The sequence below is a fragment of the Paraburkholderia sp. genome (genome assembly GCF_050742655.1).
In the GTDB taxonomy this organism is placed as follows: Bacteria; Pseudomonadota; Gammaproteobacteria; order Burkholderiales; family Burkholderiaceae; genus Paraburkholderia.
The window spans coordinates 137,608-162,188 of sequence record NZ_JBOIGG010000012.1 but is presented as its reverse complement, the minus strand read 5'-3'; the positions used below and the strand labels follow the sequence as shown (position 1 = coordinate 162,188).

Genomic DNA, 24,581 nt, shown 5'->3' with positions numbered 1-24,581 from the left:
AACACGCGAACCCATATCGTCGCCGGGAGGTCCGGAATAGCGCGCCCTGGTCTTGTTCGCTTTTTTCATCCCGCATACCTTGGAGTGCATTCCGAAAAACAGAAGCGGAGACAGACAAGATGCAAGCGACCCAGGTTCATCCGTGCGACGAGCGACTGCCCGCAGGCCAGTTGCTGACGCTCGGCATCCAGCACGTGCTCGTGATGTACGCGGGCGCCGTGGCAGTACCGCTGATCATCGGTAGCGCGCTGAAGCTGCCGAAAGAGCAGATCGCGTTTCTGATCAGCGCCGACCTGTTCTCCTGCGGCATCGCGACGCTGATCCAGACGCTCGGCCTGTGGATCTTCGGCATCCGTCTGCCGGTCATCATGGGCTGCACCTTCGCCGCGGTCGGGCCGATGGTCGCAATCGGCACGAATCCGGGCCTGGGCATCCTCGACATCTTCGGCTCGACGATCGCCGCGGGCGTCGTCGGCATCGTGCTCGCGCCGGCGATCGGCAAGCTGCTGCGGTTCTTTCCACCGGTCGTGGTCGGCGTCGTAATCTCGGTGATCGGTCTGTCGCTGATGGAAGTCGGCATCAACTGGGCAGCGGGCGGCGTTGGCAATCCGGACTACGGCAATCCGGTCTATCTCGGACTGTCGCTCGTCGTGCTGACACTGATCCTGCTGATCAACAAGTTCGGCCGTGGCTTCGTCGCGAACATCTCGGTGCTGCTCGGCATCGTCGCCGGCTTCGTGATCGCCGCGCTGCTCGGCCGCGTGAACATGGACGGCGTGACGAGCGCGCCGTGGGTCGGCTTCGTGATGCCGTTTCACTTCGGCCTCCCGCACTTCGATCCGCTGTCGATCGCGACGATGGTCACCGTGATGTTCGTCACGTTCATCGAATCGACTGGCATGTTCCTCGCGGTCGGCGACATGGTGGACCGCCCGGTCGACCAGAAGACACTCGTGCGCGGCCTGCGCGTCGACGGGCTCGGTACGCTGATCGGCGGTATCTTCAACTCGTTCCCGCACACGTCGTTCTCGCAGAACGTCGGGCTGATCGGCGTGACGGGCGTGAAGAGCCGCTACGTCTGCGCGATGGGCGGCGTGCTTCTCGCGCTGCTCGGACTGTTTCCGAAGATGGCGCAGGTGGTCGCGTCGGTGCCCCCGTTCGTGCTCGGCGGCGCCGGCATCGTGATGTTCGGGATGGTCGCGGCGAACGGCATCAAGGTGCTGTCGAAAGTCGACTTCACGACGAGCCACCACAACCTGTTCATCGTCGCGGTGAGCATCGGCCTCGGGCTCGTGCCGGTTGTGTCGCCGCACTTCTTCGCGAAGCTGCCGCCTGCGCTGTCGCCGCTGCTGCACAGCGGGATTCTGCTCGCGTCGGTGTCGGCGGTGCTGCTGAATATCGTGTTCAACGGCGTGAAGGACGAGCGTGCCGCGCGTCGCGATATCCATCGTGCGGGGCATGACTTCGATGGTCGCGGGGCGGGCGATGAGCCTGCCACTGCGGGTGACGATCTGCTGCGCGCCGCCGACGTGCACTGACGCGCGAATCCATTGACGATCGCGTAGTGCCGGGTGCGGCAAACGAATCGGGCGCTGCCGCACCTCCAGAACACGCAAGGCCCCGCTGAATCGACGCGCCGCAAAAAAATCGACGGCCCAGGCCTCGCGTTTCTTTCATCCCCTCCCAGCCTCTCCGCCCGACAAAGCGCCCGGCGCCTATCCGTAAAAAAATTCGAACCGCCTGTAAGAACAGCGAACTTCAAACGACCAAGCCAGATTGCTGGAGCCTGGCGGCAGCCGTACAGGGCCGAACACCCTGATGTGCCTGCCGGCGATGAAGCTGTCTACAGGAGCGCGACGGTTCGACATGGATATCGATTTCGAATGCACGATGTGCGGCAAGTGCTGCCACGATCTGCGTTTGCCGTTGACGGTAACGGAGGCGCTTACGTGGCTGGAGCGCGGCAACGACGTGCAGATCATTTGCGAGGCGCTACCCTGGCCCGAAGAGCCTCCCGCGGACAATCTCCCGGTTGCGCACAAACGTCGCCGTTCGTTTGCGGCGATGAGCGGAACGTTGCCCACACGGATCATCGTCACGCTGGCGGCGACCCATGCGGGCCGATGCCCGAATCTCCAGTCCGACATGCGCTGCGGGATCTATGAGCAAAGGCCGCTGGTGTGCCGCATCTATCCGGCGGAAATCAACCCTTTCATCGCGCTAACGCCGACGCATAAGGCGTGTCCGCCGGAAGCATGGACACCCGGATTGCAACCGCTCCTGCGCGCGGGCAAACTCGTCGATGCCGACACGCAGGCGTTGATCCAGCGCTCACGCGATGCCGATGCGAACGATCTTCCCATCAGGCAGCAGGTGTGTGCCTTGCTCGGTATCGATCAGGCTGCGGTGTCGAACGAGGGCTTTGTCGCGTATGCCCCTGCTCGCGGCGATTTGCTGACCGCCCTACGCAGGGCTCGCGATGAACCTGTCGCGCCCGCGCTGCCGCCGACGTGGCATTTCGTATCGAATCGCCAGGCGACTGTCGATGTGCTTGTATCGGTGGGCGCGCTCAGTTCGCTCGTCGACGCGGGCCATAGCCGGACTGCGACGTTCGAATATCTGGGACTGCTGCCGGCCTCCCATTGAAAGCCCGCTCCCGAAGTCAGTTTTGGTCTCATCGTCAACCATTCCGTTCGTTCAAAGGCTATCTCATGATCAAGCTCTACTACCACCCTTCCCCCAACCCCGCCAAGGTCGCGTTGTTTCTCGAAGAAAGCGGATTGCCGTATGAGCTGATACCTGTCGACACCCGCAGGGGCGAGCAGCACGATCCGGCCTTCACGGCGATCAATCCGAATGCGAAAACGCCGGCACTGGTCGATGGCGACGTGACGGTCTTCGATAGCAACGCGATCCTGCTGTATCTCGCGGAGAAGACTGGCCAGTTCATTCCGGCGAACACACCCGACGCGCATGCGCAGATGTATTCATGGCTGATGTTCGTGGCCACCGGTATCGGCCCCTACTCGGGCCAGGCCGTGCATTTCAAGCACTACGCGCCGGAGCCAAAGGACTACGCCGTGAATCGCTACGACTTCGAGGCGTGGCGCCACTGGCGCATCGTCGACGCGCGGCTGGCCCAGCACCGGTACATGCTGGGCGACGAATACACGCTGGTCGATATGGCGGTATGGGGATGGGCACGCGTCGCGCCCTTCTTCCTCGGGCCCGACGCATGGGAAAAGCTGCCGCACGTCAAGCGTCTGCTTGACGAAATCAACGCCCGGCCGGCGGCGCAACGCGCCGAGGCGCTCAAGGCCCGTCACACCTACAAGACCGAGATGGACGAGGACACGCGCAAGGTGCTGTTTCCGCAGAACGCACGTCTGGGCACCTGAGCAGACGGGAGATCGGGCCGCGCAGCGCGAGCCGCGGAATAAAAAAACGCCACGGCATAACCGTGGCGTTCTGCTTTGCACGCACCTTCGCGTGCAGCGTAACGTGAGCGCTTATCCGGCCGAGGCCGCCGACGCCGCAACCGGTGCACTGGCCGCGCCGTAGTCGACCGGCGCATCGGCCGGACGCGGCTGTTCGCCGGCCCGTTCGATCCACCCGCCGCCGAGCGCCTGATACAGATCGACGAGATTCGTCAGCCGGTTCACCCGGGCGCTAACGAGCGACTGCTGCGCCGAGTACAGGGCCGTCTGCGCGGTGAGCACCGACAGATAGCTGTCCACGCCGTTCCTGTAGCGCAGGTCCGACAGGTCGAGCGCGCGCTGTTCGGCGAACGCGTTGCGCTCGAGCGCCTGGATCTCCTGGTCGTAGGTGCCGCGTGCAGCGAGACCGTCGGCCACTTCGCGGAACGCCGTCTGGATCGCCTTTTCGTACTGCGCGATCTGGATGTTCTTCTGCACGTTCGCGAGGTCGAGATTCGCCTTGTTCGCACCGCCTTCGAAGATCGGCAGCGAGATCTGCGGCGCGAACGCCCACGCGGCGGAACCCGGCTTGAACAGCCCGCCGAGCGTCGGGCTCAGCGTGCCGAAGTTGCCGGTCAGCGAGATCTTCGGGAAAAACGCCGCGCGCGCCGCACCGATGTTCGCGTTCGCGGCGAGCAGGTTCTCCTCCGCTTCGACGATGTCCGGACGACGCGTCAGCAGATCGGACGGCAGACCGGCGGGAATGTCGGTGAGCAGGTTCTGGTCGCCGAGCGCCATGCCCGCCGGCAGATCGTCCGGCATCGGCTCGCCGAGCAGCAGCACCAGCGCGTTGACCGCCTGCGCACGCAGACGCGCCTGCGCCTGCTGGTTCGCCAGTGCGGTTTCGACCACTGATTGCGCCTGACGCAGAGCGAGTTCGGTGCCGGTGCCGGTATCGAACTGCAGCTTTGTGATCCGGTACGACTCCTGCGCGCTCTTCAGCGTGTCCTCGGTGACCTTCAGCAGATCGTCTGCACCAAGCACCTGCAGATAGCCATCGGCCACCGACGCCACCAGCGAGATCTCGGCGGCCTTGCGGGCCTGCGCGGTCGACAGGTATTGCGCGAGCGCCTGATCCTTCAGGCTCTGGATCCGGCCGAAGAAGTCGAGTTCCCACGACCCGCTCAGGCCGACCGAGTACGAGTTCGAGATATTCAGGCCACTGGACGACAGGTTGGTCGGCGTGCGCGACTTGGACTGCGAACCGATCGCATCGATCGTCGGGAACAGCTGCGCCCGGGTGATCTGATACTGCGCGCGCGACGCCTCGATGTTCAGCACCGACACGCGCAGGTCGCGGTTGTTCTTCAGCGCGATCGCGATCAGCTGCTGCAGACGCGGATCGGTGAAGAAATCGCGCCAGCCGATATCGGTCGCCACCTGGCCGTTCGCGCCACGTCCGCCCGGAGCGGCGCCCGGCTGCGTGTCGTAGACGCCGCCCGTCGGAAAGCTGCCCGACACCGGCTCCGCCGGGCGCTGGTAATGCGGCGCCAGCGTGCAGCCCGCGGCGAACAGCGCCACCGCCATTGCAATCAACGAATGTTTTTGCATCTCAATGTCCTTAGCTGGCCGAGCCCTTGCCGCCCTGATCGCCGCCTGACGGATCGTGCGGGTGGTGCTCGTTATAGTGCTCGAGCGCGGCATCCGGATCTTCCTTGTCGCCGGCAAACTTCGCGCGGATCACGACGAAGAACATCGGGATCATGAAGATCGCGAGGAAGGTCGCCGTCAACATCCCGCCGATGACGCCGGTACCGATCGCGTGCTGGCTCGCCGAACCCGCACCGTTGCTGATCGCGAGCGGCAGCACGCCGAGAATGAATGCGAGCGACGTCATCAGGATCGGACGCAGCCGCAGACGCGCGGCTTCGAGCGCGGCTTCGACCGGGCCCATGCCCTGGCCCTCCTGCAGTTCGCGCGCGAACTCGACGATCAGAATCGCGTTCTTCGCCGATAGCCCCACCGTGGTCAACAGACCGACCTGGAAGAACACGTCATTCTCCAGGCCGCGCAGCGTCACGGCGAGCAGCGCGCCCAGCACACCGAGCGGCACCACCATGATCACCGCGAACGGAATCGACCAGCTCTCATACAGCGCCGCGAGACACAGGAACACGACGAGGATCGAGATGCCGTACAGGATCGGCGCCTGCGAACCGGACTGGCGTTCCTGGAACGACAGACCCGTCCATTCGTAGCCGATGCCCGCGGGCAGCTTCTTCGCGATCGATTCAATCGCCGTCATCGCCTGGCCGGTACTCTTGCCCGCGCCCGCCGCCCCCTGGATTTCCACTGCGGAAATACCGTTGTAGCGTTCGAGCTTCGGCGAGCCGTAGGTCCAGTGACCGGTCGCGAACGCGCTGAACGGCACCATCCCGCCCGCCCCGTTGCGCACGTACCAGATGTCCAGGTCGGTCGGCGTCATCCGGAACGGCGCGTCGGCCTGCACGTAAACCTTCTTGATCCGGTTGTCGACGTCGAGGAAGTTGTTCACGTACTGTGACGCCCAGCCGATCGAGAACGTCTGGTCGATCGCCGATGCCGACACGCCGAGCGCCAGCGCCTTTTCGCGGTCGATGTCGACCTTGAACTGCGGCGTGTCGTTCAGGCCGTTCGGACGCACGAGCGCGAGCGTCGGATCTTTCGCAGCCATCCCGAGCAGCTGGTTACGCGCGGCCATCAGCGCCTCGTGGCCGACACCGGCGCGGTCCTGCAGCTCGAAGTCGAAGCCCGACGCGGTACCGAGTTCCGGGATCGACGGCGGGTTGACCGGGAAGATCATCGCGTCCTTGTACGACGCGAAGTGCATGAACATCCGGCCGACCAGCGCCTGAACCTTCTGGTTCGCGTGCTGACGTTCGGCGTAGTCCTTCATCCGCACGAACACGAGCCCCGAGTTCTGGCCACGACCCGCGAAGCTGAAGCCGTTCACCGTGAACACCGACTCGACGATGCCCTTCTCGTCCTTCAGCAGATAATCCGAGACCGCCTCGAGCGAGCGAGCGGTGGTTTCCTGCGTCGAACCGGCCGGCGTCTGCACGAGCACGAACATCGTGCCCTGGTCTTCATCCGGCAGGAACGACTTCGGCAGCCGCACGAACAGCATCCCCACCGCGACGATCACCACCAGATAGATGACGAGCCAGCGGCCCGAGCGCTTGATCACGTGGTGCACGCCACTGTGGTACTTGTCGCGGCTCCTGTCGAACACCCGGTTGAACCAGCCGAAGAAACCCTTCTTCTCTTCGTGATGGCCCGCCGGAATCGGCTTCAGGATCGTCGCGCACAGCGCCGGCGTCAGAATCAACGCGACCAGCACGGACAGCACCATCGCCGCGACGATCGTCAGCGAGAACTGCCGGTAGATCGCGCCCACCGAACCACCCGAGAACGCGACCGGCACGAACACCGCCGACAGCACCAGCGCCACGCCGATCAGCGCGCCGGTGATCTGGTCCATTGCCTTGCGGGTCGCCTCCTTGGGAGATAACCCCTCTTCGGCCATCACCCGCTCGACGTTCTCGACCACCACGATCGCATCGTCCACCAGCAGGCCGATCGCGAGCACGAGACCGAACATCGACAGCACGTTGATCGAGAAGCCGACCGCCGACATGATCGCGAACGTGCCGAGCAGCACGACCGGCACCGCGATGGTCGGGATCAGCGTGGCACGCAGGTTCTGCAGGAACAGGTACATCACGAGGAACACGAGGACGATACCTTCCAGCAGCGTCTTCACCACTTCCTCGATCGACAGCCTCACGAACGGCGTCGTGTCGTACGGATACTTCACGACGAGACCGTGCGGGAAGTACTTTGACAGATCGTCGATCTTCGCGCGCACGGCCTTCGCCGTCGCGAGCGCGTTCGCGCCGGTCGCAAGCTGGATACCGAAGCCTGCCGTCGGCGCGCCGTTGTACTTCGTGTCGACGTTGTAGTTTTCGCCGCCGAGTTCGATGCGCGCCACGTCGCGGATGCGCACGCGCGAGCCGTCCTGGTTCACCTTCAGCAGCACGTTGCCGAACTGCTCGGGGGTTTGCAGCAGCGTCGCTTCGGTGATCGTCGCCTGCAGCGCCTGACCACTGACCGCCGGCGTGCCGCCCAGCTGGCCGCCCGCGACCTGAACGTTCTGCGCCTGCAGCGCGTTCACGACGTCGACCGGCGTCAGACTGTAGTTATTCAGCTTGTTCGCGTCGAGCCAGACCCGCATCGCGTACTGCGTGCCGAACAGCGTCACCGTCCCCACACCGTCGATCCGGCTGACCGGGTCTTCGACGTTCGACGCGACGTAGTTCGCCAGGTCGTACTTGCTCATGCTGCCGTCTTCGGACACGAACGCCATCACCAGCAGGAAGCTGGCGCTCGACTTCGTGACCTTCGTGCCGAGCTGCTGCACGACCTGCGGCAACAGCGGCGTCGCGAGCTGCAGCTTGTTCTGCACCTGCACCTGCGCGATGTCGGGGTTGGTGCCGGCCGCGAACGTCAGCGTGATGGTTGCCGTACCGGAGTCGTCAGAAGTCGACGACAGGTACAGCAAGTGATCGAGACCGCTCATCTGCTGCTCGATCACCTGCGTGACGGTGTTTTCCACCGTCTTCGCCGATGCGCCCGGGTACGTCGCGCTGATCTGCACCGACGGCGGCGCAATGGTCGGGTATTGCGCGATCGGCAACGTGAAGATCGACGCGATACCCGCCAGCATCAGAATAATGGCGATCACCCACGCAAAAATCGGGCGATCGATAAAGAACTTTGCCATGAAACAGGCTCCCTGTTATTACGCGCCCGATGCGGCCGAGGCGGCTTGCGCCGGTTGCGCGCCCGATGCAGCCGGCGCAGCCTGCGCGCCGCTCGCTGCTGGGACGCCCGCGGCCGCCGTGCCGGAAGCAGACGCGGCGGGCAACTGGGCAGGCACGGCCTTCGCCGGCGCGCCCGGATGGACTTTCTCGGTGCCTTGAACGATCACGCGGTCGCCCGGATTCAGGCCGCTCTCGACGATCCAGTTGGTCCCTTGCGTTGCCGACGTCACCAGCGGACGCAACTCGACCTTGTTGTCCGCGTTCACGACGAGCGCCGTCGCCTGACCCTTCTGGTCGTGCGTGACGCCGATCTGCGGAACGATGTATGCGTTGTCGTTGACGCCTTCCTCGATGCGCGCGCGCACGAACATGCCCGGCAGCAGCACGCGGTCCGGGTTCGGGAAAATCGCCCGCACCGTCACCGAGCCGGTGGTCTGGTCGACGGTCACGTCGGAGAACTGCAGCTTGCCGGGCAGCGGATACGCACGGCCGTCCTCGAGGATCAGCGTGACCTTCGCAGCGTTGGGACCGCTCGTCTTCAGACGGCCTTCCTGCACGTCGCGACGGAACTTGAGACCTTCGAGGCTCGACTGCGTGAGGTCGACGTAGACCGGATCGAGCTGCTGCACCGTCGACATCAGCGTCGCGGCACTCGCCTGCACGTACGCACCCGGCGTGACCTGCGAAATGCCGACCTGGCCGCTGATCGGCGAAATCACGTCGGTGTAGCCGAGATTGATCTGCGCGGTATCGACCGCGGCCTTGCCGGCCTGCACGTTCGCAGCGGCCTGGTCACGCGATGCGACCGCGTTGTCGTAGTCCTGCTTGCTGACCGCGTTCCCCGCGACCAGTACCTTGAAGCGGGCGGCCTGCGCGGTGGTCGTCTTGAGGTTGGCGTCTGCGTTCGCAAGCGTCGCCTTCGCGTTATTCAGCGCGGCGATGTACGGCGCCGGATCGATCTTGTACAGACGCTGGCCGGCCTTGACCTGCGAGCCTTCGGTGAATTCCCGGCGCAGCACGATGCCGTCGACCCGCGCGCGCACCTGCGCGACGAGGAATGCGTTGGTGCGGCCCGGCAGCTCGGTCGTGACCGGCACGGAGGTGGGTTGCACGGTGACGACGCCGACTTCCGGCGTTTGTTGCGGCGGTGCCGATTGTTTTGGTCCGCATGCCGCCAGCAGGATGGCAGCCGTCGCGGCAGTAATTAAGCGGAATGGAACCCGTTCGACGCGCATGGAGCGACCTCTGTCAATGACTGGGAATGAAAAAGTGCGCACGTCCCGACACCCGGGGACGACGGCGCACGCACACGTCTCGCGACGCCTGACCGGATAACCCGGATGCCCACGGGTACCGGGGACACCCGTCACGACGCGTGCTAAACCGGGGAATGCCGTACTGCGCAGCCTTGCGGACCACGAGTGTAAGCATTTTTAAAGGTAACAGTGACGCATATTAACTGCTCGTCACTGCTTGGGCTATCCGATCGATCAGGTGCTATTATAGATACATTCACGAATGCATGTAAAAGATGGTGGCTTCCCCCCATCAGGCTGTCGCAGCACGATCGTTCGTTATTCGCTTTAGAAGCGAGCGGATTGTCACGGGCCGCGCTTAAAAGCATCAGGGAAATCCCGTAGCCATCGCAGGTCAAACGACATGGTCCGACGAACCAAGGAAGAGGCACTGGAGACCCGCGCCAGCATCCTCGATGCCGCGGAACAGGTCTTCTTCGAGAAGGGCGTATCGCGCACGTCGCTCGCCGACATCGCGCAGGCGGCCGGCGTTACGCGCGGGGCGATCTACTGGCATTTCGCCAACAAGGGTGAGCTGTTCACCGAAATGTTCGACCGTGTGCTGCTGCCGCTCGACGAACTGCAAGCCGCGTCGCTCGATCCGCAGGAAGCCGATCCGCTCGGACGGCTGGTCGAAATCTGCACGATGTGTCTGCGCGACACCGCGAACGATCCGCGGCGCCGGCGCGTATTCGACATCCTGTTTCTGAAGTGCGAGTTCGTCGAGGAAATGGGCCCGGTGATGGCGCGCTATCAGAACAACATGCGCGATGCGCTCGTCAGTATCTCGGGCGGCCTGCGCAATGCGATCTCGAAGGGCCAGTTGCCGTCCGATCTGGACACGACACGCGCGGCGACGCTGCTGCATGCGTTCGTCGGCGGTTCGCTGCGCGACATGCTGATGCTGCCCGAAGCCACCGACTACGGCCGGCACGCGCAGCAACTCGTCGATGCGATGTTCGACGCGTTGCGCCTCAGCCCCGCGTTACGCACGGGTGGCGCAGCGGCGAATGAAGCGCCGCCACCACCCGCCCCGCTCCCCCGATAACGCGACGCTTTGTCGCAGGCTCATTTCGCGGCGAGTGTCGCGCGCGCCTTCTGGTTCGACGCGAAGATCGAACCGCGTTCGAGCGGCACGCCGGCCCGCAGCGCGGCGATCCATTCGTCCGTCGTCGCAACCGCCGCGAAGCGCGACTGCAGGACGACGCTGAACACGCGGTGAATATCTTCCGCGCTCGCGAACCCCGCGCTGTTTTCGTACGGCACGCTGCCGGTCGCGTCCTTCAGGAACTCGACGGTCAGGCCCGCATGCAGCGCATGGTTGATCGTCGACGCGTCGCAGTTGTGCGTCATGTAGCCAACCACGGTCAGCGTGTCGACGTGGCGTGCGGCCAGCCAGTCGGCCAGATCGGTTTCGGTCCAGGCGCTCGGCACCGTCTTCGTCACGAGGTGGTCATGCTCGCGCGACGCGACGACCGGATGCAGTTCAGCGCCGACGCTACCGCGCGCGAACAGCGGCGACGTCTCAGGCGCGAGGTTCTGCACGAGCACGACCGGCACGCCGACTGCGCGCGCCGCATCGATCGCCCGACCGATATTCGCGAGCGACGTCTGCACGTCGGGGTATTCGATCAGCAGGTTGCCGGTCACGTATTCGTTCTGCACGTCGATCACGATCAACGCGCGCTGGGGGCTGGCCATCGCAGGGATTCCTCATCGGCAGGGGTAAAGGGCGCAACGCGGCGCCACGGAATAATGAACGAATTGTTCGCGTTCCGCCCGCGCGGTAACCATAGCCGATTTGATATTCGCGGCGCGTTCGCCGCTCAGCCCTGCGCGAACCAGTGCGCCCCATACAGCAGCAGCGCGACGAAGAAGATCATCGCGGCCCACGCCCACATCGGCACGCTGTGCGGATCGTCGCGATGCGAGACGCTCTGCGACGCACGCGTGCCGAGCAGCGTGCCCGCCGCGCGCGGGCCGTGCGGCGCACCCGGTTCGCGCGACCGCGCGCGGCGCACGGCGCTGCCGAAACCGATCGGCCGCAGGAACACGTGCTGGCGACGATTCCCCGTGCCGCGCGCGCGGTTCGGCCCCTGGCCGTGCTTCGCCTGCACGACCGCGCAGAACTCGGTGAAAAAATCGTCGGCCAGTTCGTGCAGCGCGTTTTCAATCTGCCGGGGCGGCAGTTCGGCAAGCGGCCCCGTCAACGCCGCCCATACCGAGTAGTCGATCCGTGTGCCGGGCTGCTGACCGTTCGTCGCGGTCGTCCCGGTCGTCGCCTCGCCGTCCGCGCGCAGCGTCACGCCGATCTGCCCGCGCAGCGCACCGATGGCATCGGTGCGCGCCTTGAAGTTCAGCGTGCGCTGGGACACCCCGGACGACGCGGTATCGGTGCCGGCAACATGGGCGCGCACCGCGTAGCGCGCGCGCAGCGGGCCGAGCGGCACGGTCAGCGTAAGCGCGTATTCGCCGTGCGCGAGGCGCTCGAACGACTCGCAGTTGTCGAGACTCGCGCGCAGCAGCGCGAGGTCTTGCAGCGCATCGCGGACGTCGGCCAGCGCGAGTGGAATCCTCAACGCGTCGTTCAGTTCCATGACCAGCTCCCCGATGAACGCACGCCGCCGAATCAGGATGTCTGATCGATGCGGTCGACGCGCGATGCGTAAAACGCCAGATACCCCTTGATCTGCTGGACCGCCTCGAACGGGGTCTCGTAGCTCCAGACGGCGTTTTCGACGATGCCGTTCTCGGTGCGCAGATGGAAGTAGGAGGCGTCGCCTTTGTGCGGACAGTGCGACGTGTGAGCCGAACGCTCGAGCCGTGCCATGTTGACGTCGGCGCGCGGGAAATAGACCACGTCGGGCAGGCCGGTTTCGCTCACCGTCAGCGCGACCTGCGTGTCGGCGACCGTGACGCCGAAGTGGATCACGCGCACGCGCCGCCGGTTCGGCGCGATCTCGATGCGATGCCCGGCGCCCGTGCCGGCGTCGGCCCCGCACGGGCTGCCGGCGGGCGTCCCGCAGGACCGGTCGTCGGAGGTCGGGGCGTCGCTCATGAGGGTGCTCCGGGAAGCGGTTGAAAACCGGCGCCGGCCGCCGCCGCGAACGCCTCGCCGCAACAGCCTGGATAAAAAAAGCCACGGGGGTCACCCGTGGCTTCATTATCGGCGAAAGTCCTGTCGATTGCGCAGCTTTGCGCAGCCCGCCAGGACCGGTCAAACCCTCACTGTGTATGCCAGGAGAAGTCCGCCCTCGCGGTGCCCTTGGCCGGCACCGTCACCGCTCTCGTCTGGTCGTGGCCCTCGTACGCCGCATGCACCGTGTAGCGTCCCGGGCTCAGCCGGACCAGCATGTACGGCCCACGCGACGTCGCGGCGAGCACCTGGTCGTCGTGCGCATCGACGACCCGCACGCGCACGTCGGCGAGGAAATCGGAGCCGGGACCGGTGAAGCGCAGCGACAGCGGCCAGTGGCTCTGCGCACGCTGCAGCGCCTTCGATTCGTCTTGCCCGACGCCGCCGGACGTGTACGCCACGTCCCCCTGATGCTGCACCTGCGGCAGACCGCCGCCGTTCGTATTGCCGGCGCTGGTCTGATCGGAGGTCGTGCCGCCGGCGACGTCACTCGCCTGCGCATACGCGCCGCCCGCCACGCCCATACCAAGCGTCAGCAGCGCTGCCATCGCGCCTGCGGCGAGCTTGCCGCGCGTCCTGCCCCGTTGAGTGTTCTGCTGGTTCATCGCTTCGCTCCTTCTTCAGGTCGATGGGTCCGGCTTGCGTGTGAAACCCGTAAAGCCCATGAAGCCGGATCAAGGTCCGTTCGAAAACAACTGGAAACCGATGGATTGCAACCGCCGTGCCCGACGCGATGCTGCACTGCGCTTTCCGCATCCGCCGCGGCATTACCGGAAGAAACCGGTGGGCGGACCGGGCGGCACGACAGACCGTACCCATCCGGTAAGAACCGCCGCGGCCGCAGAAAATTTACCTGCCGGGCCGCGGCCTTCGTGCGTCCGGTCAGCCGAGATCGACCGGCACGAAGATCTGGGCGTCGTCGCGCTGGATCAGCAGCGCGATGCTGTTGCCCGCCTGCGAGATCATCTGCTTCAACTGATCGACGCTCGTCACCGGACGGCCGTTGACCGCGAGAATCACGTCGCCCGGCTGGATGCCGGCGTTCGCGGCCGGACCGCCGGCCTGCTGCACCAGCAGACCGTGGGACAGCGACGCGCTGCTCTTTTCCTGCGGCGTCAGCGCCCGCACCGCGACGCCGAGACGGCCTTGCATCTGCGCGGTCGGGTCGCTATCAGCCGATGCGGTCTTCTCATCCGACAGTGAACCGATCGTCACTTTCATGTCCTTCGTCGCCTTGTCGCGCCACACCTGCACGGTCGCCGTGCTACCCGGCTTCAGCCCCGCGACCTGCGACGGCAGATCCGACGAGTCGGTCACCGGCGTGCCGTTCACCGACAGGATCACGTCGCCCGGTTGCAGACCCGCCTTCGCGGCCGGACCGGATGCATCGACGGAGCTGACGAGCGCACCTTGCGGCGTCTTCATGCCGAACGAGTTCGCGAGCGTCTGGTTCATCGACTGCACGGCGACGCCAAGACGGCCGCGGCTCACGTGGCCCGTCTTCACGAGTTCGTCCTTGACCTTGATCGCCTCGTTGATCGGAATCGCGAACGACAGACCCTGGAAGCCACCCGTCTGCGAGTAGATCATCGAGTTGATGCCGATCACTTCGCCTTGCAGGTTGAACAGCGGACCGCCCGAGTTACCCGGATTCACCGGCACGTCGGTCTGGATGAACGGCGTGTAGTTCTCGTTCGGCAGCGAGCGCGATTTCGCGCTGATGATGCCCGACGTCACCGTGTTGTCGAAACCGTACGGCGAACCGATCGCGACGACCCACTGGCCGACCTTGCTCAGGCGCGGATCGCCGATCTTCACGATGGGCAGATTGGTCGCATCGATCTTCAGCACCGCGACGTCCGACTGCTTGTCGGCGCCGACCACTTTCGCGCGGTACTCGCGCTTGTCGGTGAGCTTCACGGTGACGACGTTCGCGCCGTCGACGACGTGCGCGTTGGTCAGGATGTAGCCGTCGCTGCTGACGATGAAGCCGGAGCCGAGGCTCGCGCTCGGTTGATCGGATTGATCGCCGCTGTCGCCGCCCTGCATGCCCGGCATGCTGCCGAAGAAGTGGCGGTAGAACTGATAGAACGGATCGCTCGGATCGATCGGCAATTGCTGTGCGCCGCTGCGCTGCGACACCTGCTTCACGACGTGCTTCGCGCTGATGTTGACCACTGCCGGACCATACGTTTCGACGAGGCCGGAGAAATCGGGAATGCCGGTTTTCGCCGCGGCTTCGGCGGGCATCATCGCGGCCTGCGCCGGCGAGATGACCTGCGGCGCGGGCACGTTGCGGTGGCCGGCGACATAGCCGGCGGAGAGCGCCACGGCGACCGCCACGGCAACAGCGCCACGGGACAGGGATTTCGCTTTTATCGCATTCATCGTTTGCTCCTGCAAAGGATTGCTTTTTCGATGAAGCGAAGACTACGTGGTGTCGCTTAAAGGAGTCTTAAACAGGTTACGAAGCGGAAATGAGCCTGCTTTCGAGCGTTTTCGCGTAGCTGTCGATAGGCTTGCGATGGGCGTTTGACGCGCGCTCTCTCGTTCAGAAACGCACCGCCACGAGCAGACCACCCGCAGGCGATTCGCCGAGCGTCACCGACGCGCGCTGCTGCATCGCGATGCGTCGCACGATCGCGAGGCCGAGGCCGCTGCCCGCAACGTCCGTGCGCTCCCTCGTTGCACCGGACCCGACGCGATAGAAGCGGTCGAACACGCGCTCGCGCTCGTCGACCGGAATGCCCGGTCCGCTGTCCGCGATGCGCACCACCGGATGCCCTTCCTCGACCTTCAGACTCACATCGACACGTCCGCCCCGCGGCGTGTACTTGGTTGCGTTGTCGAGCAGATTGTTGAGCATCACGCGCAGCGTCTGCGCATCGGCGATCACCGTCGCGGGCTCACTGCCTTCGATGCCGAGATCGACGTTGCGCTGCTGCGCGAGCGGCACATACGTCGTCACGCATTCGTCGAGCAGCGCATGCAGATCGACCGCTTTCGCGTTGACCGGCCCGTCCGGTTCCGCGCGCGCGAGTGCGAGCAGTTGCTCGGCGAGACGTGTCGCACGCGTGATGCCGGACTGCAGATCGACGAGCGCTTCGCTGCGCGTCACGTCGTCGCGTGCACGCGCGACCAGTTGCGACTGGATCTGCACGGCTGCGAGCGGCGTGCGCAGTTCGTGCGCGGCATCGGCGACGAAGGCCTTCTGCGTGTCGAGTGCCGTGGCGAGCCGCTCAAGCAACGCATTGAGCGCGCGCACGAGCGGTTGCACTTCGAGCGGCAGCCGCGCATCGGGCAACGGATCGAGCGCTTCGGGATGCCGCGTATCGAGCGCGCCTGCGACGCGACGCAATGGCGCAAGCCCGCGTCCGACGACACCCCACACCGCGACGCCGAGCAACGGCAGCAGCACGATCAGCGGCCACAGCGTACGCAGCGCGACGTTCGCCGCGAGCCGGTTGCGCACCGACACGGGCTGCGCGAGCTGCACGACGTTGTCGCCAACGATCGCGCCGTACACGCGCCAGTCGCCGCGCTCAGTGCGCTCGGTCGAGAAACCCAGTTCCGCGCGCGGCGCGAGCGGCGCACGCGGATGCGAGTAGTACATCAACACGCCGTTGCGATTCCAGATCTGCAGCACGATGCCCTCGTCGCCGGTATCGCGCGAACTGAGAATCTGCGAGAACGGTTCCGCGGGCAGCGCAGCTGCGATCTCCTGCAACTGGTAGTCGAACAGTTCGTTGGCTTCGGCGAGCGCCTGACGGTAGATGAGCCACCCCGCGACACCCAGACCGAACATCACAATGGCAAGCAGCCAGAACAGCAATTGACGACGAATCGAACGCATCGGCTCAGGTTTCCTTCGCGATCATGTAGCCGAGGCCGCGCACGTTGCGGATCAGATCGGCGCCGAGCTTCTTGCGCAGCGCATGGATGTAGACCTCGACGGTATTACTGCCGATCTCTTCGCCCCAGCCATACATTTTTTCTTCGAGCTGGCTCTTCGACAGCACCGCGCCCGGCCGCGCGAGCAGCGCTTCGAGCAGTGCGAATTCGCGGGCGGACAGCGCAACGGGCGCCCCGTCGAGCGTCACCTGATGGCCGGCCGGATCGAGCGTCAGCGCGCCGTAGCGGACGATCGACTCGCTGCGGCCCGACTGCCGGCGGATCAGCGCACGCATCCGCGCGCCGAGTTCGTCGAGATCAAACGGCTTGACGAGGTAGTCGTCGGCGCCGGCGTCGAGGCCCTTCACGCGATCGGCGACCGCATCGCGCGCGGTGACGATCAGCACCGGCAACGCATGGCCGCGTGCGCGCAACGTGCGCAGCACGTCGAGGCCGTCGCGCTTCGGCAGGCCGAGATCGAGCAGCAGCAGATCGTAAGGTTCGCCGGACGCGGCGCTCAACGCGGCTTCGCCGTCCTGCACCCAGTCGACCGCGAAGCCCTCGCCGCGCAGCGCCTTGCGCACGCCCTCGGCAATCATCCGGTCGTCTTCGACAAGCAGTATGCGCATGGCACGCAGGTTCCATATCGTTGCGGATGTCCGCATTCTAGCGCCCGCGCTTCGTCGTGCACGCCGCTGCGCTTTTTCAACGCAGCGCCGCGGCATGTCTCTACAATGTGCGCTTTCGCTCAATACGGGCATCGGGAAGCCGCGCACAGCACCGCTTCCCGCTTTCGGCAGCCGCCCCGCACGTCCAGGTTTTTATGACTCACGCTTTCGCTTCGCTGTCGCGCCGCTTCGGCCGGCTTCGCTCCCGCTTCCCGTTCGCCGGTGCGCCCATTCCTGCACCGCTTCACGCTGTTCGCCCCTCCGGCGTCATTCGTGCCGCCGTGCTCGCGCTGGCCTGCGCAGCGCTCGCTGCCGCCCCGCCCGCCGATGCGCGGATCAAGGCGAGGCATCCGGCCGTCAACGTCACGACGGTTCTGCCGCCTTCGGTGATGGCCGGACTGCAGCGCGCGCACGTGCCGCTGTCGGCGATCAGCGTGGTCGTCGAGAAAGTGGGTGACCCGACGCCGATCGTCGCGCTGAACGCCGGCAAGCCGATGTTGCCCGCGTCGACGATGAAGCTCGTCACGACATGGTCGGGCCTGTCGCTGCTCGGCCCCGACTATCGCTGGCGCACGAGCGCGTATGCGGACGGCACGCTCGACGCGAACGGCGTGCTGCACGGCAATCTGTACATCCAGGGCACCGGCGATCCGAAGCTCGTCCCCGAAGAGCTGATCGACCTCGTGCAGAAAATCCATCAGGCGGGCATCAAGGGAATCGACGGCGCATTGGTGCTCGACAAGCGCTACTTCGACGCGTCGACGCGCGACCTGCCGCCGTTCGACGACGACATCACCGCGCCGTACAACGTCGGCCCCGACCCGCTGCTGTACGCGTTCAAGTCGCTGTCGTTCACGCTGACGCCGGCGCCGGACGGCACCGTCGCGATCGACGTGCTGCCCGCGCTCGCGCAGTTGCAGATCGAGAACCAGCTGCGCGCGAGCGGCGGTCCGTGCCGCGGCGAAGGCCCGGCGCTCGCGCCGAGCGTGACGCCGACACAGGACGGCACGGTCGTCGCGTCGTTCGCCGGCGACTATCCGCTGCGCTGCGGCCCACGCACGATCAACGTCGCGGTGCTCGATCATTCGGCGTTCTTCGCGGGCGGCTTCCTCGCACTGTGGCAACAGACGGGCGGCACGTTCAGCGGCGCGACGCGCGAAGGCCCGGTGCCCGCCGACGCGAAGCTCGTCGCGACCCACCAGGGGCCGCCGCTCGGCGACATCGTTCGCGACATCAACAAGTTCAGCAACAACACGATGGCGCGCAACCTGTTCCTGACGATCGGCGCGGTGTCGGCGAAACCGCCCGCGACGCCCGAGAAGTCGGCTCATGCGATTGAATCGTTCCTGTCGCGCAGCGCGCTGCCGACCGACGACCTGTCGCTCGACAACGGCTCGGGCCTGTCGCGCGACGAGCACGTCACTGCGCTGCTGCTCGCCGATCTGCTGCAGGCCGCGAACGCGAGTCCGGTCGCGCAGATATTCGTCGATTCGCTGCCGGTCGTCGGCGTGGACGGCACGATGCGCAACCGGCTCACCACGCAACCGGTGGTCGGCAACGCGCACATCAAGACCGGCACGCTACGCGACGTGCGCGCGATCGCGGGCTACGTCGCGGCCGCGGACGGCGTCAGCTATGTGGTGGTGAGTCTGATCAACAGCCCGCATGCGGAAGCGGCGCGAGCCGCGCACGACTCGCTGCTCGAATGGGTCTATCAGGGCGCCTCGATGGAACTCGCGCCCGACCCCGCCGACGAGCCGCGCAGGAAGACCGGCAAGCCCAGGAAAAACCCGCATCGCCGCGGCGCGCATTGAGGCTTTCTTCTAGCGAAGCCAGGCTCGTCGCCGTGACGGAGCGTGTACGCTGTCGGGCAGTGTTCGACGGGCGGTCCGGTCTTATCTTATAAAACGCGTATCAACCGTATCAAGCGCCGCGCCACCGATCCCATCGAACGATAACGACAACGTCTGCCCATTCACCCATTGTCTGCGGCAGCCCGGGATCACGGAGGGAGACGCCCATGCGGTTCGACGCCGAATTGCTTCTGCTCGCGATGGCGCCGGTCTTTCTCGCATGCATCGGCTGGGAAGCGTGGCACCTGCATCGCACGCGACCCGACGCCAGCATGTATAGCTGGCGCGACGTGCTGTGCAACGGGACGCTCGCGCTGATGCACCAGGGCGCCGACAAGATCGCGTGGTTCTTCGTTATCCCGGTGTACGCCTATGTCTACGCGCACTGGCGCCTCTATACGTGGCACGCGGGCTGGCTGTCGTTCGCGGTGCTGTTCGTCGCGCAGGACCTGCTCTATTACGTGTTTCATCGCTGCAGCCACCGCGTGCGCTGGCTGTGGGCCGCGCACGTCGTGCATCACTCGTCGGAGCGGATGAATTTCTCCACCGCTTTCCGTCAGAGCCTGATGTATCCGATCGCGGGCATGTGGGCGTTCTGGCTGCCGCTTGCATTACTCGGCTTTCCGCCGCAGCAGATCGTCGCGATCGTGCTGATCAATCTCGGTTTCCAGTTCTTCGTGCACACGCAGGCGATCGGCAAGCTCGGCTGGCTCGAATACGTGTTCAACACGCCGTCGATCCATCGCATCCATCACGCGCGCAACGACCGCTACCTCGATCGCAACTATGCGGGCGTTCTGGTGATCTGGGATCGGATGTTCGGCAGCTACGTCGACGAGGATCCGCACGACGCACCCGTGTACGGCATCGTCGAGCCGCTCGCTTCGTACAACCCACTGAAGGCGACTTTCCACGAATGGGCGTCGATGTTCACCGACGTCGCGCGGGTGCGCGGCTGGCGCAACAAGCTGCGCGCGCTGTTCGCGCCGCCTGCGTGGGCGGTGCGCTATCACCGCGAGCGGGCCGAGGCCGTTTCGGGCGCCGGTGCCGGAACTGGAAATGAGAACCCGCAGCGTTCGGTCGGGGCCTGAAAGCACTGGAACTAGAGGGAAACGACGACACGAAGGTGTTTCAAACATCGCGCGCATCGGGGAAGATTCTGTAAGCTGTCGTCACGCCATCAAAACGGCGGACACGGCCAGCACAGATGGCCTTGGCCATACGGACATACGAGGAGATGAAGTCGACATGAAACAGAAGAAATCACACAACCGGGGTCTTGCGCGCACTGCACAAATCGCGATGGCGGTCGCCGCGCTTGGACTGCTCGCCGCATGCGGCGGCGGCGACGACAACAATTCGAACAGCAGCGCGACACCGGCGGGCGGCGTCAAGCTGCAGGTCGTGTCGTTCGGCGACAGCCTGTCCGACGTCGGCACCTATTCGCCGGTCGTGCTCGCCAATTTCGGCGGCGGCCGCTTCACGACGAACCCGGGCGAAATCTGGACGCAGAAAGTCGCCGAATATTACGGTGGCACACTGACGCCCGCGTATCTCGGCGGTTTCGGTCAACCGCTGCAGGCCTCGACGGGTCTCGGCTACGGACAGGGCGGCTCGCGCGTGACGGACCCGAACGGCATCGGTCACGCAGCGGCACCGCTGCCCGATTACGCACAGGCCACCACGGTGCCGATCGTCACGCAGATGCAGAACTATCTGTCGGCACACAGCAGCTTCAACTCGAACCAGCTGGTGCTGATCAACGGCGGCGCGAACGACATCTTCTACCAGGCAGCAGTCGTCCAGGCGACCATCGCGGCCGCTGTCGCCGCTGGCGCCGATCCGGCCACTGCACAGGCCACCGCGGTCAACACGGCCGTGCAGGCCCTCGGCCTCGCGGCGACACAGCTCGTGCAGAATGTGATCGCACCGGCCCTCACGAACGGCGCGACGCACGTGGTCGTATCGAACGTGCCGGACATCGCGCAGACGCCGCAGGGTCTGTCGGGCGGCGCCGCTGGACAGCAACTGTTTGCTGGCCTCGTGTCGGCGTTCAACCAGACGCTGATCGGCACGTTGAACGCAGCGGGTCTCGCGAGCAAGGTGATCTACGTGCAGGCCGATCAATGGCAGGACGGCGTGATGGCGAACTACCAGGCGAACGGCTTCACCGTGTCGAACACGGGCACCGCGTGCAACCTCACCGCGATGGCTGCGGCGGCACAGAAGTTCGGCATCGCGAATCCGTCGTCGTTTGCCTCGTCGCTGTTCTGCTCGCCGGATACGTACACGATCGCGAACGCGGACCAGACCTACATGTTCGCGGACACAGTGCACCCGACAACGCACCTGCATTTGCTGTTCGCGCAGCAGGTCGAAAAGCAGATCGCTGCGTCGGGTCTTGGCAAGTGATGTGATGTGTGTGCGTATGGCGTGTGCGTACTTCGCGCGCCGTACGGTTCAGACTAAAAAGCCCGGTCATTCATGGCCGGGTTTTTGTTTGCGGGTCGCGTCGCGAACCACGCGTTAGGACAACGCCTCGAACGCCGCCGCCGCTCTCCCGAGCCGGTCGTTGACCGCGATCCATTCGATCGTATCGGGCAGCTTCTCGATCAGGATCCGCGTCACGTTCGCGCGATCGAGCACGCGCAGCAGCCCGTACAGTTCACGGGCGTACGCATGCGGATCTTCCGGCGCGGCGACAAAATGCACGCCGTCCACGCTCGCCCACGCACCCGCACGCGACGCACGCGCAACGAGCGCCACGCGCTCGCCTTCAGCACGTGCAGCGAGCAGCGGCTCTAGCGCGTCGAACGGCAGCAGCGCGAGCGGCGTCTGCGGCGCGTAGTGCGCCTTCAGCGTGCCCGATGCGCGCGGCGCGGTCGCATCCGAACCATCCGGCAGACGCGGCGCTTCGCCGAGCACGTTCGCGATGTCTTGCGGCGTCACATGGCCGGGGCGCAGTAACGCGGGAAATCCGCGCGACAGATCGACGATCGTCGATTCGATCCCGACGTCGGACGGTCCGCCATCGAGCACATGAAGCGCACCGCCGAATTCGTCGCGCACATGCTGCGCCGTGGTCGGGCTCACATGGCCGAAGCGATTCGCCGACGGCGCCGCGACGCCGCCATGACCGCCGCGGCGCGCGGCAAACGCGGCGAGCAACGCCTGCGCAACCGGATGCGACGGACAGCGCAGTCCAACCGAATCCTGCCCGCCACTCACCGCCGACGGAATATGCGCCGCGCGCTTCAGGATCAGCGTCAGCGGCCCGGGCCAGAACGCGTCGATCAGCTTCAGCGCATCGGGCGGTAACTGCTCGACCCAGTAGCTCGGATCGCCGTGCGGCGCGAGATGCACGATCACCGGATGATTCGCCGGCCGCCCCTTCGCCTGATAGATCCGCGCGACCGCCTGCGGACTCTCGGCATCGCCGCCGAGGCCGTACACGGTCTCAGTCGGAAACGCGACGAGCTCGCCCGCATCGAGCAGCGCGGCCGCGTGCTCGATGTCCGCGGTACTTACGGACGGAACATCGGGCGTGTGTTTGGGATCGATCGGCATGAAGGAGCGAGTAAAAATCCGCGTGTTAGCCGACTGCAATATGCAACAGCCGCGCACAGTCGCGCGCAGCCGTGCGCGCTTCGTCGAGCGTCGCCGCGGTGAAGTTCACGTGACCCATCTTGCGACCGGGACGCGCTTCCTCCTTGCCGTACAGATGCAGCCGCGCGGCGGGCATCGCCGCGACTTCGTGCCACGGCGGCGTGACGGGCGCGCTGCCCTTTGCGCCTTTCGCAGCCTGTGCACCATTCGCCGTGTCGGGAAACCAGACGTCGCCGAGGATGTTCAGCATCACCGCCGGCGAATGCTGGCGCGTGTCGCCGAGCGGCATGCCGGTCATCGCGCGTACCTGCTGCTCGAACTGGCTCGTCGCACACGCGTCGACCGTGTAGTGACCGGAGTTGTGCGGGCGCGGCGCCATCTCGTTCGCGACCAGCGAACCGTCGTCGAGAATGAAGAACTCGACGCACAGCACGCCGACATAGCCAAGCTTCGCGGCGATCTGCAGCGCTGCCTGCTGCGCCTGCTCGACGAGCGTCGGACTCGCGTCGGGCGCCGGCACGATGGTGTGCGCGAGCACGCCGTCGCGATGCGTGTTCTGCGCGAGCGGATAAACCGCCGTCGCACCGGTCGCGCCGCGCGCGATCAGCGCCGACACTTCGAACTTCAGCGGCAGCCGCTTTTCGAGCACGCACGGCACGCCGCCAAGCGATGCATGCGCGGCACGCACTTCGCCGGCATTGGTCGCGCGGACCTGGCCCTTGCCGTCGTAGCCGAGCCGCGCCGTTTTGAGGATGCCGGGCAGCACGGCGTCGAGCGTCGCATCATCGAGCGCGGCGAGCGCATCCGACGATTCGATCACGACGTGCGGCGCCACCGGCACACCAGACGACGCGATAAAGCGCTTCTCTTCGATGCGGTCCTGCGCGATCGCGACGCAGCGGCCCGCGGGACTCACGAACGTCGTGCGCGCGAGAAAGTCGAGACTCGCGGCCGGCACGTTCTCGAATTCGGTCGACACGGCCGCGCACAATCGCGCGAGGTCGGTCAGCGCGGCTTCGTCGTCGTACGCGGCACGCAGGTGCCGGTCGGCGACGGAACCGGCCGGACTGTTTTCATCCGGGTCGAGCACCGCGACGCGGTAGCCCATCGCCTGGGCGGCGAAGCAGAACATGCGGCCGAGCTGGCCGCCGCCAACCATGCCGAGCCATGCGCCTGGCAGAATCGGGGAAACCGGGGTGTTGTCTGGGTTCATCTCAGTGGTCGGTCGCGGCTGCGCGCAACGTGAAGCATGTGAAGCGCACAGCCGGGGTCACGGGTATTGGGGGGCACGCCCGCGTCACGCTACAGCGCGGGCAGCACCATGCCATGCGCGGCCTGGTTCTGGCGCACGCGGAAGGCAGCGAGCTTGTCCGCGTAATCGGTCGACGTGCCGGACAGCAGCGACACCGCGAACAGTGCGGCATTCGCCGCGCCCGCTTCGCCGATCGCGAAGGTCGCGACCGGCACGCCCTTCGGCATCTGCACGATCGAATGCAGCGAATCGACGCCCTTCAAATACTTGCTCGCGACCGGCACGCCGAGCACCGGCACCGTCGTCTTCGCCGCGAGCATGCCGGGCAGGTGCGCCGCACCGCCCGCGCCCGCGATGATCGCGCGCAGGCCGCGCGCACGCGCGCTTTCGGCGTACGCGAACATCTCGTCGGGCATCCGGTGCGCGGACACGACCTGCGCTTCGTACGGCACGCCGAACTCCTGCAGGATCGCGACTGCGTGCTTCATCGTGTCCCAGTCGGAACTGGAGCCCATCAGCACGCCGACGAGCGGCGTGGCATGCGTGTGGACGGTCTGGACTTCGCTCATCGTGCTGGCTTCCCTGTGTTTCCTGTGCGCGGC

General features: G+C 65.7%; 20 protein-coding genes. 7 read left to right on the top strand and 13 right to left on the bottom strand.

The features are described 5' to 3' along the window. Positions 1-119 precede the first annotated feature (119 nt). The 3 genes from ACREXZ_RS18465 (at position 120) to ACREXZ_RS18455 (ending at position 3,398) form a co-directional block, all read left to right on the top strand. Complete coding sequence (locus ACREXZ_RS18465; RefSeq protein WP_431765550.1) at positions 120-1,538, top strand: nucleobase:cation symporter-2 family protein; 1,419 nt, start codon at positions 120-122, stop codon at positions 1,536-1,538. A 328-nt stretch (positions 1,539-1,866) separates the two neighbouring features. Next, entirely contained in the window at positions 1,867-2,646 is a 780-nt protein-coding gene (locus ACREXZ_RS18460) for a YkgJ family cysteine cluster protein (RefSeq protein ID WP_431765549.1), read from the top strand. Positions 2,647-2,711: 65 nt separating this feature from the next. Further along, positions 2,712-3,398 carry a glutathione S-transferase family protein gene (locus tag ACREXZ_RS18455; protein WP_431765548.1) on the top strand — a complete coding sequence of 229 codons (687 nt, stop codon included), beginning with the start codon at positions 2,712-2,714 and terminating at the stop codon, positions 3,396-3,398. 111 nt (positions 3,399-3,509) lie between these two features. Here ACREXZ_RS18455 and ACREXZ_RS18450 read toward each other — a convergent pair whose 3' ends face one another. Genes ACREXZ_RS18450 through ACREXZ_RS18440 form a run of 3 tightly spaced genes read right to left on the bottom strand, consistent with a single transcriptional unit; the run spans position 3,510 to position 9,513 of the window. Continuing rightward, positions 3,510-5,027: an efflux transporter outer membrane subunit gene (locus tag ACREXZ_RS18450; protein WP_431765547.1), complete on the bottom strand. Its 1,518-nt coding sequence runs from the start codon at positions 5,025-5,027 to the stop codon at positions 3,510-3,512. Between the two features lie 10 nt (positions 5,028-5,037). Next, positions 5,038-8,238: an efflux RND transporter permease subunit gene (locus ACREXZ_RS18445; RefSeq protein WP_431765546.1), complete on the bottom strand. Its 3,201-nt coding sequence runs from the start codon at positions 8,236-8,238 to the stop codon at positions 5,038-5,040. A gap of 18 nt (positions 8,239-8,256) precedes the next feature. Next, a complete protein-coding gene (locus ACREXZ_RS18440; protein ID WP_431765545.1) occupies positions 8,257-9,513 on the bottom strand; it encodes an efflux RND transporter periplasmic adaptor subunit in 1,257 nt (418 codons plus the stop codon). A 424-nt stretch (positions 9,514-9,937) separates the two neighbouring features. Here ACREXZ_RS18440 and ACREXZ_RS18435 point away from each other — a divergent pair, with 424 nt between their 5' ends. Beyond that, entirely contained in the window at positions 9,938-10,621 is a 684-nt protein-coding gene (locus tag ACREXZ_RS18435; RefSeq protein WP_431765544.1) for a TetR family transcriptional regulator, read from the top strand. Between the two features lie 20 nt (positions 10,622-10,641). Here the strand turns inward: ACREXZ_RS18435 and ACREXZ_RS18430 are convergent, their stop codons facing one another. From ACREXZ_RS18430 to ACREXZ_RS18400, 7 genes are all read right to left on the bottom strand, one after another. Next, positions 10,642-11,274, bottom strand: coding sequence for a cysteine hydrolase family protein (locus ACREXZ_RS18430; protein WP_431765543.1), 633 nt, complete (start codon positions 11,272-11,274; stop codon positions 10,642-10,644). Positions 11,275-11,399: 125 nt separating this feature from the next. Continuing rightward, on the bottom strand, positions 11,400-12,170 hold the full coding sequence (locus ACREXZ_RS18425; protein ID WP_431765542.1) for a CoxG family protein: 771 nt from the start codon (positions 12,168-12,170) through the stop codon (positions 11,400-11,402). Between the two features lie 32 nt (positions 12,171-12,202). Beyond that, positions 12,203-12,631 carry a DUF427 domain-containing protein gene (locus tag ACREXZ_RS18420; RefSeq protein ID WP_431765541.1) on the bottom strand — a complete coding sequence of 143 codons (429 nt, stop codon included), beginning with the start codon at positions 12,629-12,631 and terminating at the stop codon, positions 12,203-12,205. 167 nt (positions 12,632-12,798) lie between these two features. Continuing rightward, complete coding sequence (locus tag ACREXZ_RS18415) at positions 12,799-13,314, bottom strand: carboxypeptidase-like regulatory domain-containing protein (protein ID WP_431765540.1); 516 nt, start codon at positions 13,312-13,314, stop codon at positions 12,799-12,801. A 277-nt stretch (positions 13,315-13,591) separates the two neighbouring features. Continuing rightward, positions 13,592-15,088: a DegQ family serine endoprotease gene (locus ACREXZ_RS18410; RefSeq protein WP_431765601.1), complete on the bottom strand. Its 1,497-nt coding sequence runs from the start codon at positions 15,086-15,088 to the stop codon at positions 13,592-13,594. A 172-nt stretch (positions 15,089-15,260) separates the two neighbouring features. After that, the gene (locus ACREXZ_RS18405) at positions 15,261-16,562 is read right to left on the bottom strand and encodes an ATP-binding protein (protein ID WP_431765539.1); all 1,302 of its coding nucleotides are present in this window, start codon (positions 16,560-16,562) and stop codon (positions 15,261-15,263) included. A gap of 4 nt (positions 16,563-16,566) precedes the next feature. Then, entirely contained in the window at positions 16,567-17,229 is a 663-nt protein-coding gene (locus tag ACREXZ_RS18400) for a response regulator (RefSeq protein WP_431765538.1), read from the bottom strand. A gap of 194 nt (positions 17,230-17,423) precedes the next feature. On the opposite strand from ACREXZ_RS18400, the gene dacB reads away from it, so the two are divergent. From dacB to ACREXZ_RS18385, 3 genes are all read left to right on the top strand, one after another. Next, the gene (gene dacB / locus ACREXZ_RS18395) at positions 17,424-19,082 is read left to right on the top strand and encodes a D-alanyl-D-alanine carboxypeptidase/D-alanyl-D-alanine endopeptidase (RefSeq protein WP_431765537.1); all 1,659 of its coding nucleotides are present in this window, start codon (positions 17,424-17,426) and stop codon (positions 19,080-19,082) included. 206 nt (positions 19,083-19,288) lie between these two features. Continuing rightward, positions 19,289-20,212, top strand: a complete 924-nt coding sequence (locus tag ACREXZ_RS18390) for a sterol desaturase family protein (protein WP_431765536.1) — start codon at positions 19,289-19,291, stop codon at positions 20,210-20,212. Positions 20,213-20,369: 157 nt separating this feature from the next. Beyond that, on the top strand, positions 20,370-21,533 hold the full coding sequence (locus tag ACREXZ_RS18385; RefSeq protein WP_431765535.1) for an SGNH/GDSL hydrolase family protein: 1,164 nt from the start codon (positions 20,370-20,372) through the stop codon (positions 21,531-21,533). Positions 21,534-21,647: 114 nt separating this feature from the next. Here the strand turns inward: ACREXZ_RS18385 and ACREXZ_RS18380 are convergent, their stop codons facing one another. From ACREXZ_RS18380 to purE, 3 genes are all read right to left on the bottom strand, one after another. Further along, positions 21,648-22,688 (bottom strand): L-threonylcarbamoyladenylate synthase, encoded by a 1,041-nt coding sequence (locus ACREXZ_RS18380; protein ID WP_431765534.1) that lies wholly within the window; start codon positions 22,686-22,688, stop codon positions 21,648-21,650. Positions 22,689-22,713: 25 nt separating this feature from the next. Next, on the bottom strand, positions 22,714-23,940 hold the full coding sequence (locus ACREXZ_RS18375) for a 5-(carboxyamino)imidazole ribonucleotide synthase (protein ID WP_431765533.1): 1,227 nt from the start codon (positions 23,938-23,940) through the stop codon (positions 22,714-22,716). 89 nt (positions 23,941-24,029) lie between these two features. Beyond that, positions 24,030-24,548, bottom strand: coding sequence for a 5-(carboxyamino)imidazole ribonucleotide mutase (gene purE, locus ACREXZ_RS18370; protein ID WP_431765532.1), 519 nt, complete (start codon positions 24,546-24,548; stop codon positions 24,030-24,032). Positions 24,549-24,581 lie beyond the last annotated feature (33 nt).

Excerpts from the sequence above, each read along its gene's own strand:
- ACREXZ_RS18465 (WP_431765550.1), top strand. The coding sequence starts at position 120 with ATGCAAGCGACCCAGGTTCATCCGTGCGACGAGCGACTGCCCGCAGGC.
- ACREXZ_RS18460 (WP_431765549.1), top strand. The coding sequence starts at position 1,867 with ATGGATATCGATTTCGAATGCACGATGTGCGGCAAGTGCTGCCACGAT.
- ACREXZ_RS18455 (WP_431765548.1), top strand. The coding sequence starts at position 2,712 with ATGATCAAGCTCTACTACCACCCTTCCCCCAACCCCGCCAAGGTCGCG.
- ACREXZ_RS18450 (WP_431765547.1), bottom strand. The coding sequence starts at position 5,027 with ATGCAAAAACATTCGTTGATTGCAATGGCGGTGGCGCTGTTCGCCGCG.
- ACREXZ_RS18445 (WP_431765546.1), bottom strand. The coding sequence starts at position 8,238 with ATGGCAAAGTTCTTTATCGATCGCCCGATTTTTGCGTGGGTGATCGCC.
- ACREXZ_RS18440 (WP_431765545.1), bottom strand. The coding sequence starts at position 9,513 with ATGCGCGTCGAACGGGTTCCATTCCGCTTAATTACTGCCGCGACGGCT.
- ACREXZ_RS18435 (WP_431765544.1), top strand. The coding sequence starts at position 9,938 with ATGGTCCGACGAACCAAGGAAGAGGCACTGGAGACCCGCGCCAGCATC.
- ACREXZ_RS18430 (WP_431765543.1), bottom strand. The coding sequence starts at position 11,274 with ATGGCCAGCCCCCAGCGCGCGTTGATCGTGATCGACGTGCAGAACGAA.
- ACREXZ_RS18425 (WP_431765542.1), bottom strand. The coding sequence starts at position 12,170 with ATGGAACTGAACGACGCGTTGAGGATTCCACTCGCGCTGGCCGACGTC.
- ACREXZ_RS18420 (WP_431765541.1), bottom strand. The coding sequence starts at position 12,631 with ATGAGCGACGCCCCGACCTCCGACGACCGGTCCTGCGGGACGCCCGCC.
- ACREXZ_RS18415 (WP_431765540.1), bottom strand. The coding sequence starts at position 13,314 with ATGAACCAGCAGAACACTCAACGGGGCAGGACGCGCGGCAAGCTCGCC.
- ACREXZ_RS18405 (WP_431765539.1), bottom strand. The coding sequence starts at position 16,562 with ATGCGTTCGATTCGTCGTCAATTGCTGTTCTGGCTGCTTGCCATTGTG.
- ACREXZ_RS18400 (WP_431765538.1), bottom strand. The coding sequence starts at position 17,229 with ATGCGCATACTGCTTGTCGAAGACGACCGGATGATTGCCGAGGGCGTG.
- dacB (WP_431765537.1), top strand. The coding sequence starts at position 17,424 with ATGACTCACGCTTTCGCTTCGCTGTCGCGCCGCTTCGGCCGGCTTCGC.
- ACREXZ_RS18390 (WP_431765536.1), top strand. The coding sequence starts at position 19,289 with ATGCGGTTCGACGCCGAATTGCTTCTGCTCGCGATGGCGCCGGTCTTT.
- ACREXZ_RS18385 (WP_431765535.1), top strand. The coding sequence starts at position 20,370 with ATGAAACAGAAGAAATCACACAACCGGGGTCTTGCGCGCACTGCACAA.
- ACREXZ_RS18380 (WP_431765534.1), bottom strand. The coding sequence starts at position 22,688 with ATGCCGATCGATCCCAAACACACGCCCGATGTTCCGTCCGTAAGTACC.
- ACREXZ_RS18375 (WP_431765533.1), bottom strand. The coding sequence starts at position 23,940 with ATGAACCCAGACAACACCCCGGTTTCCCCGATTCTGCCAGGCGCATGG.
- purE (WP_431765532.1), bottom strand. The coding sequence starts at position 24,548 with ATGAGCGAAGTCCAGACCGTCCACACGCATGCCACGCCGCTCGTCGGC.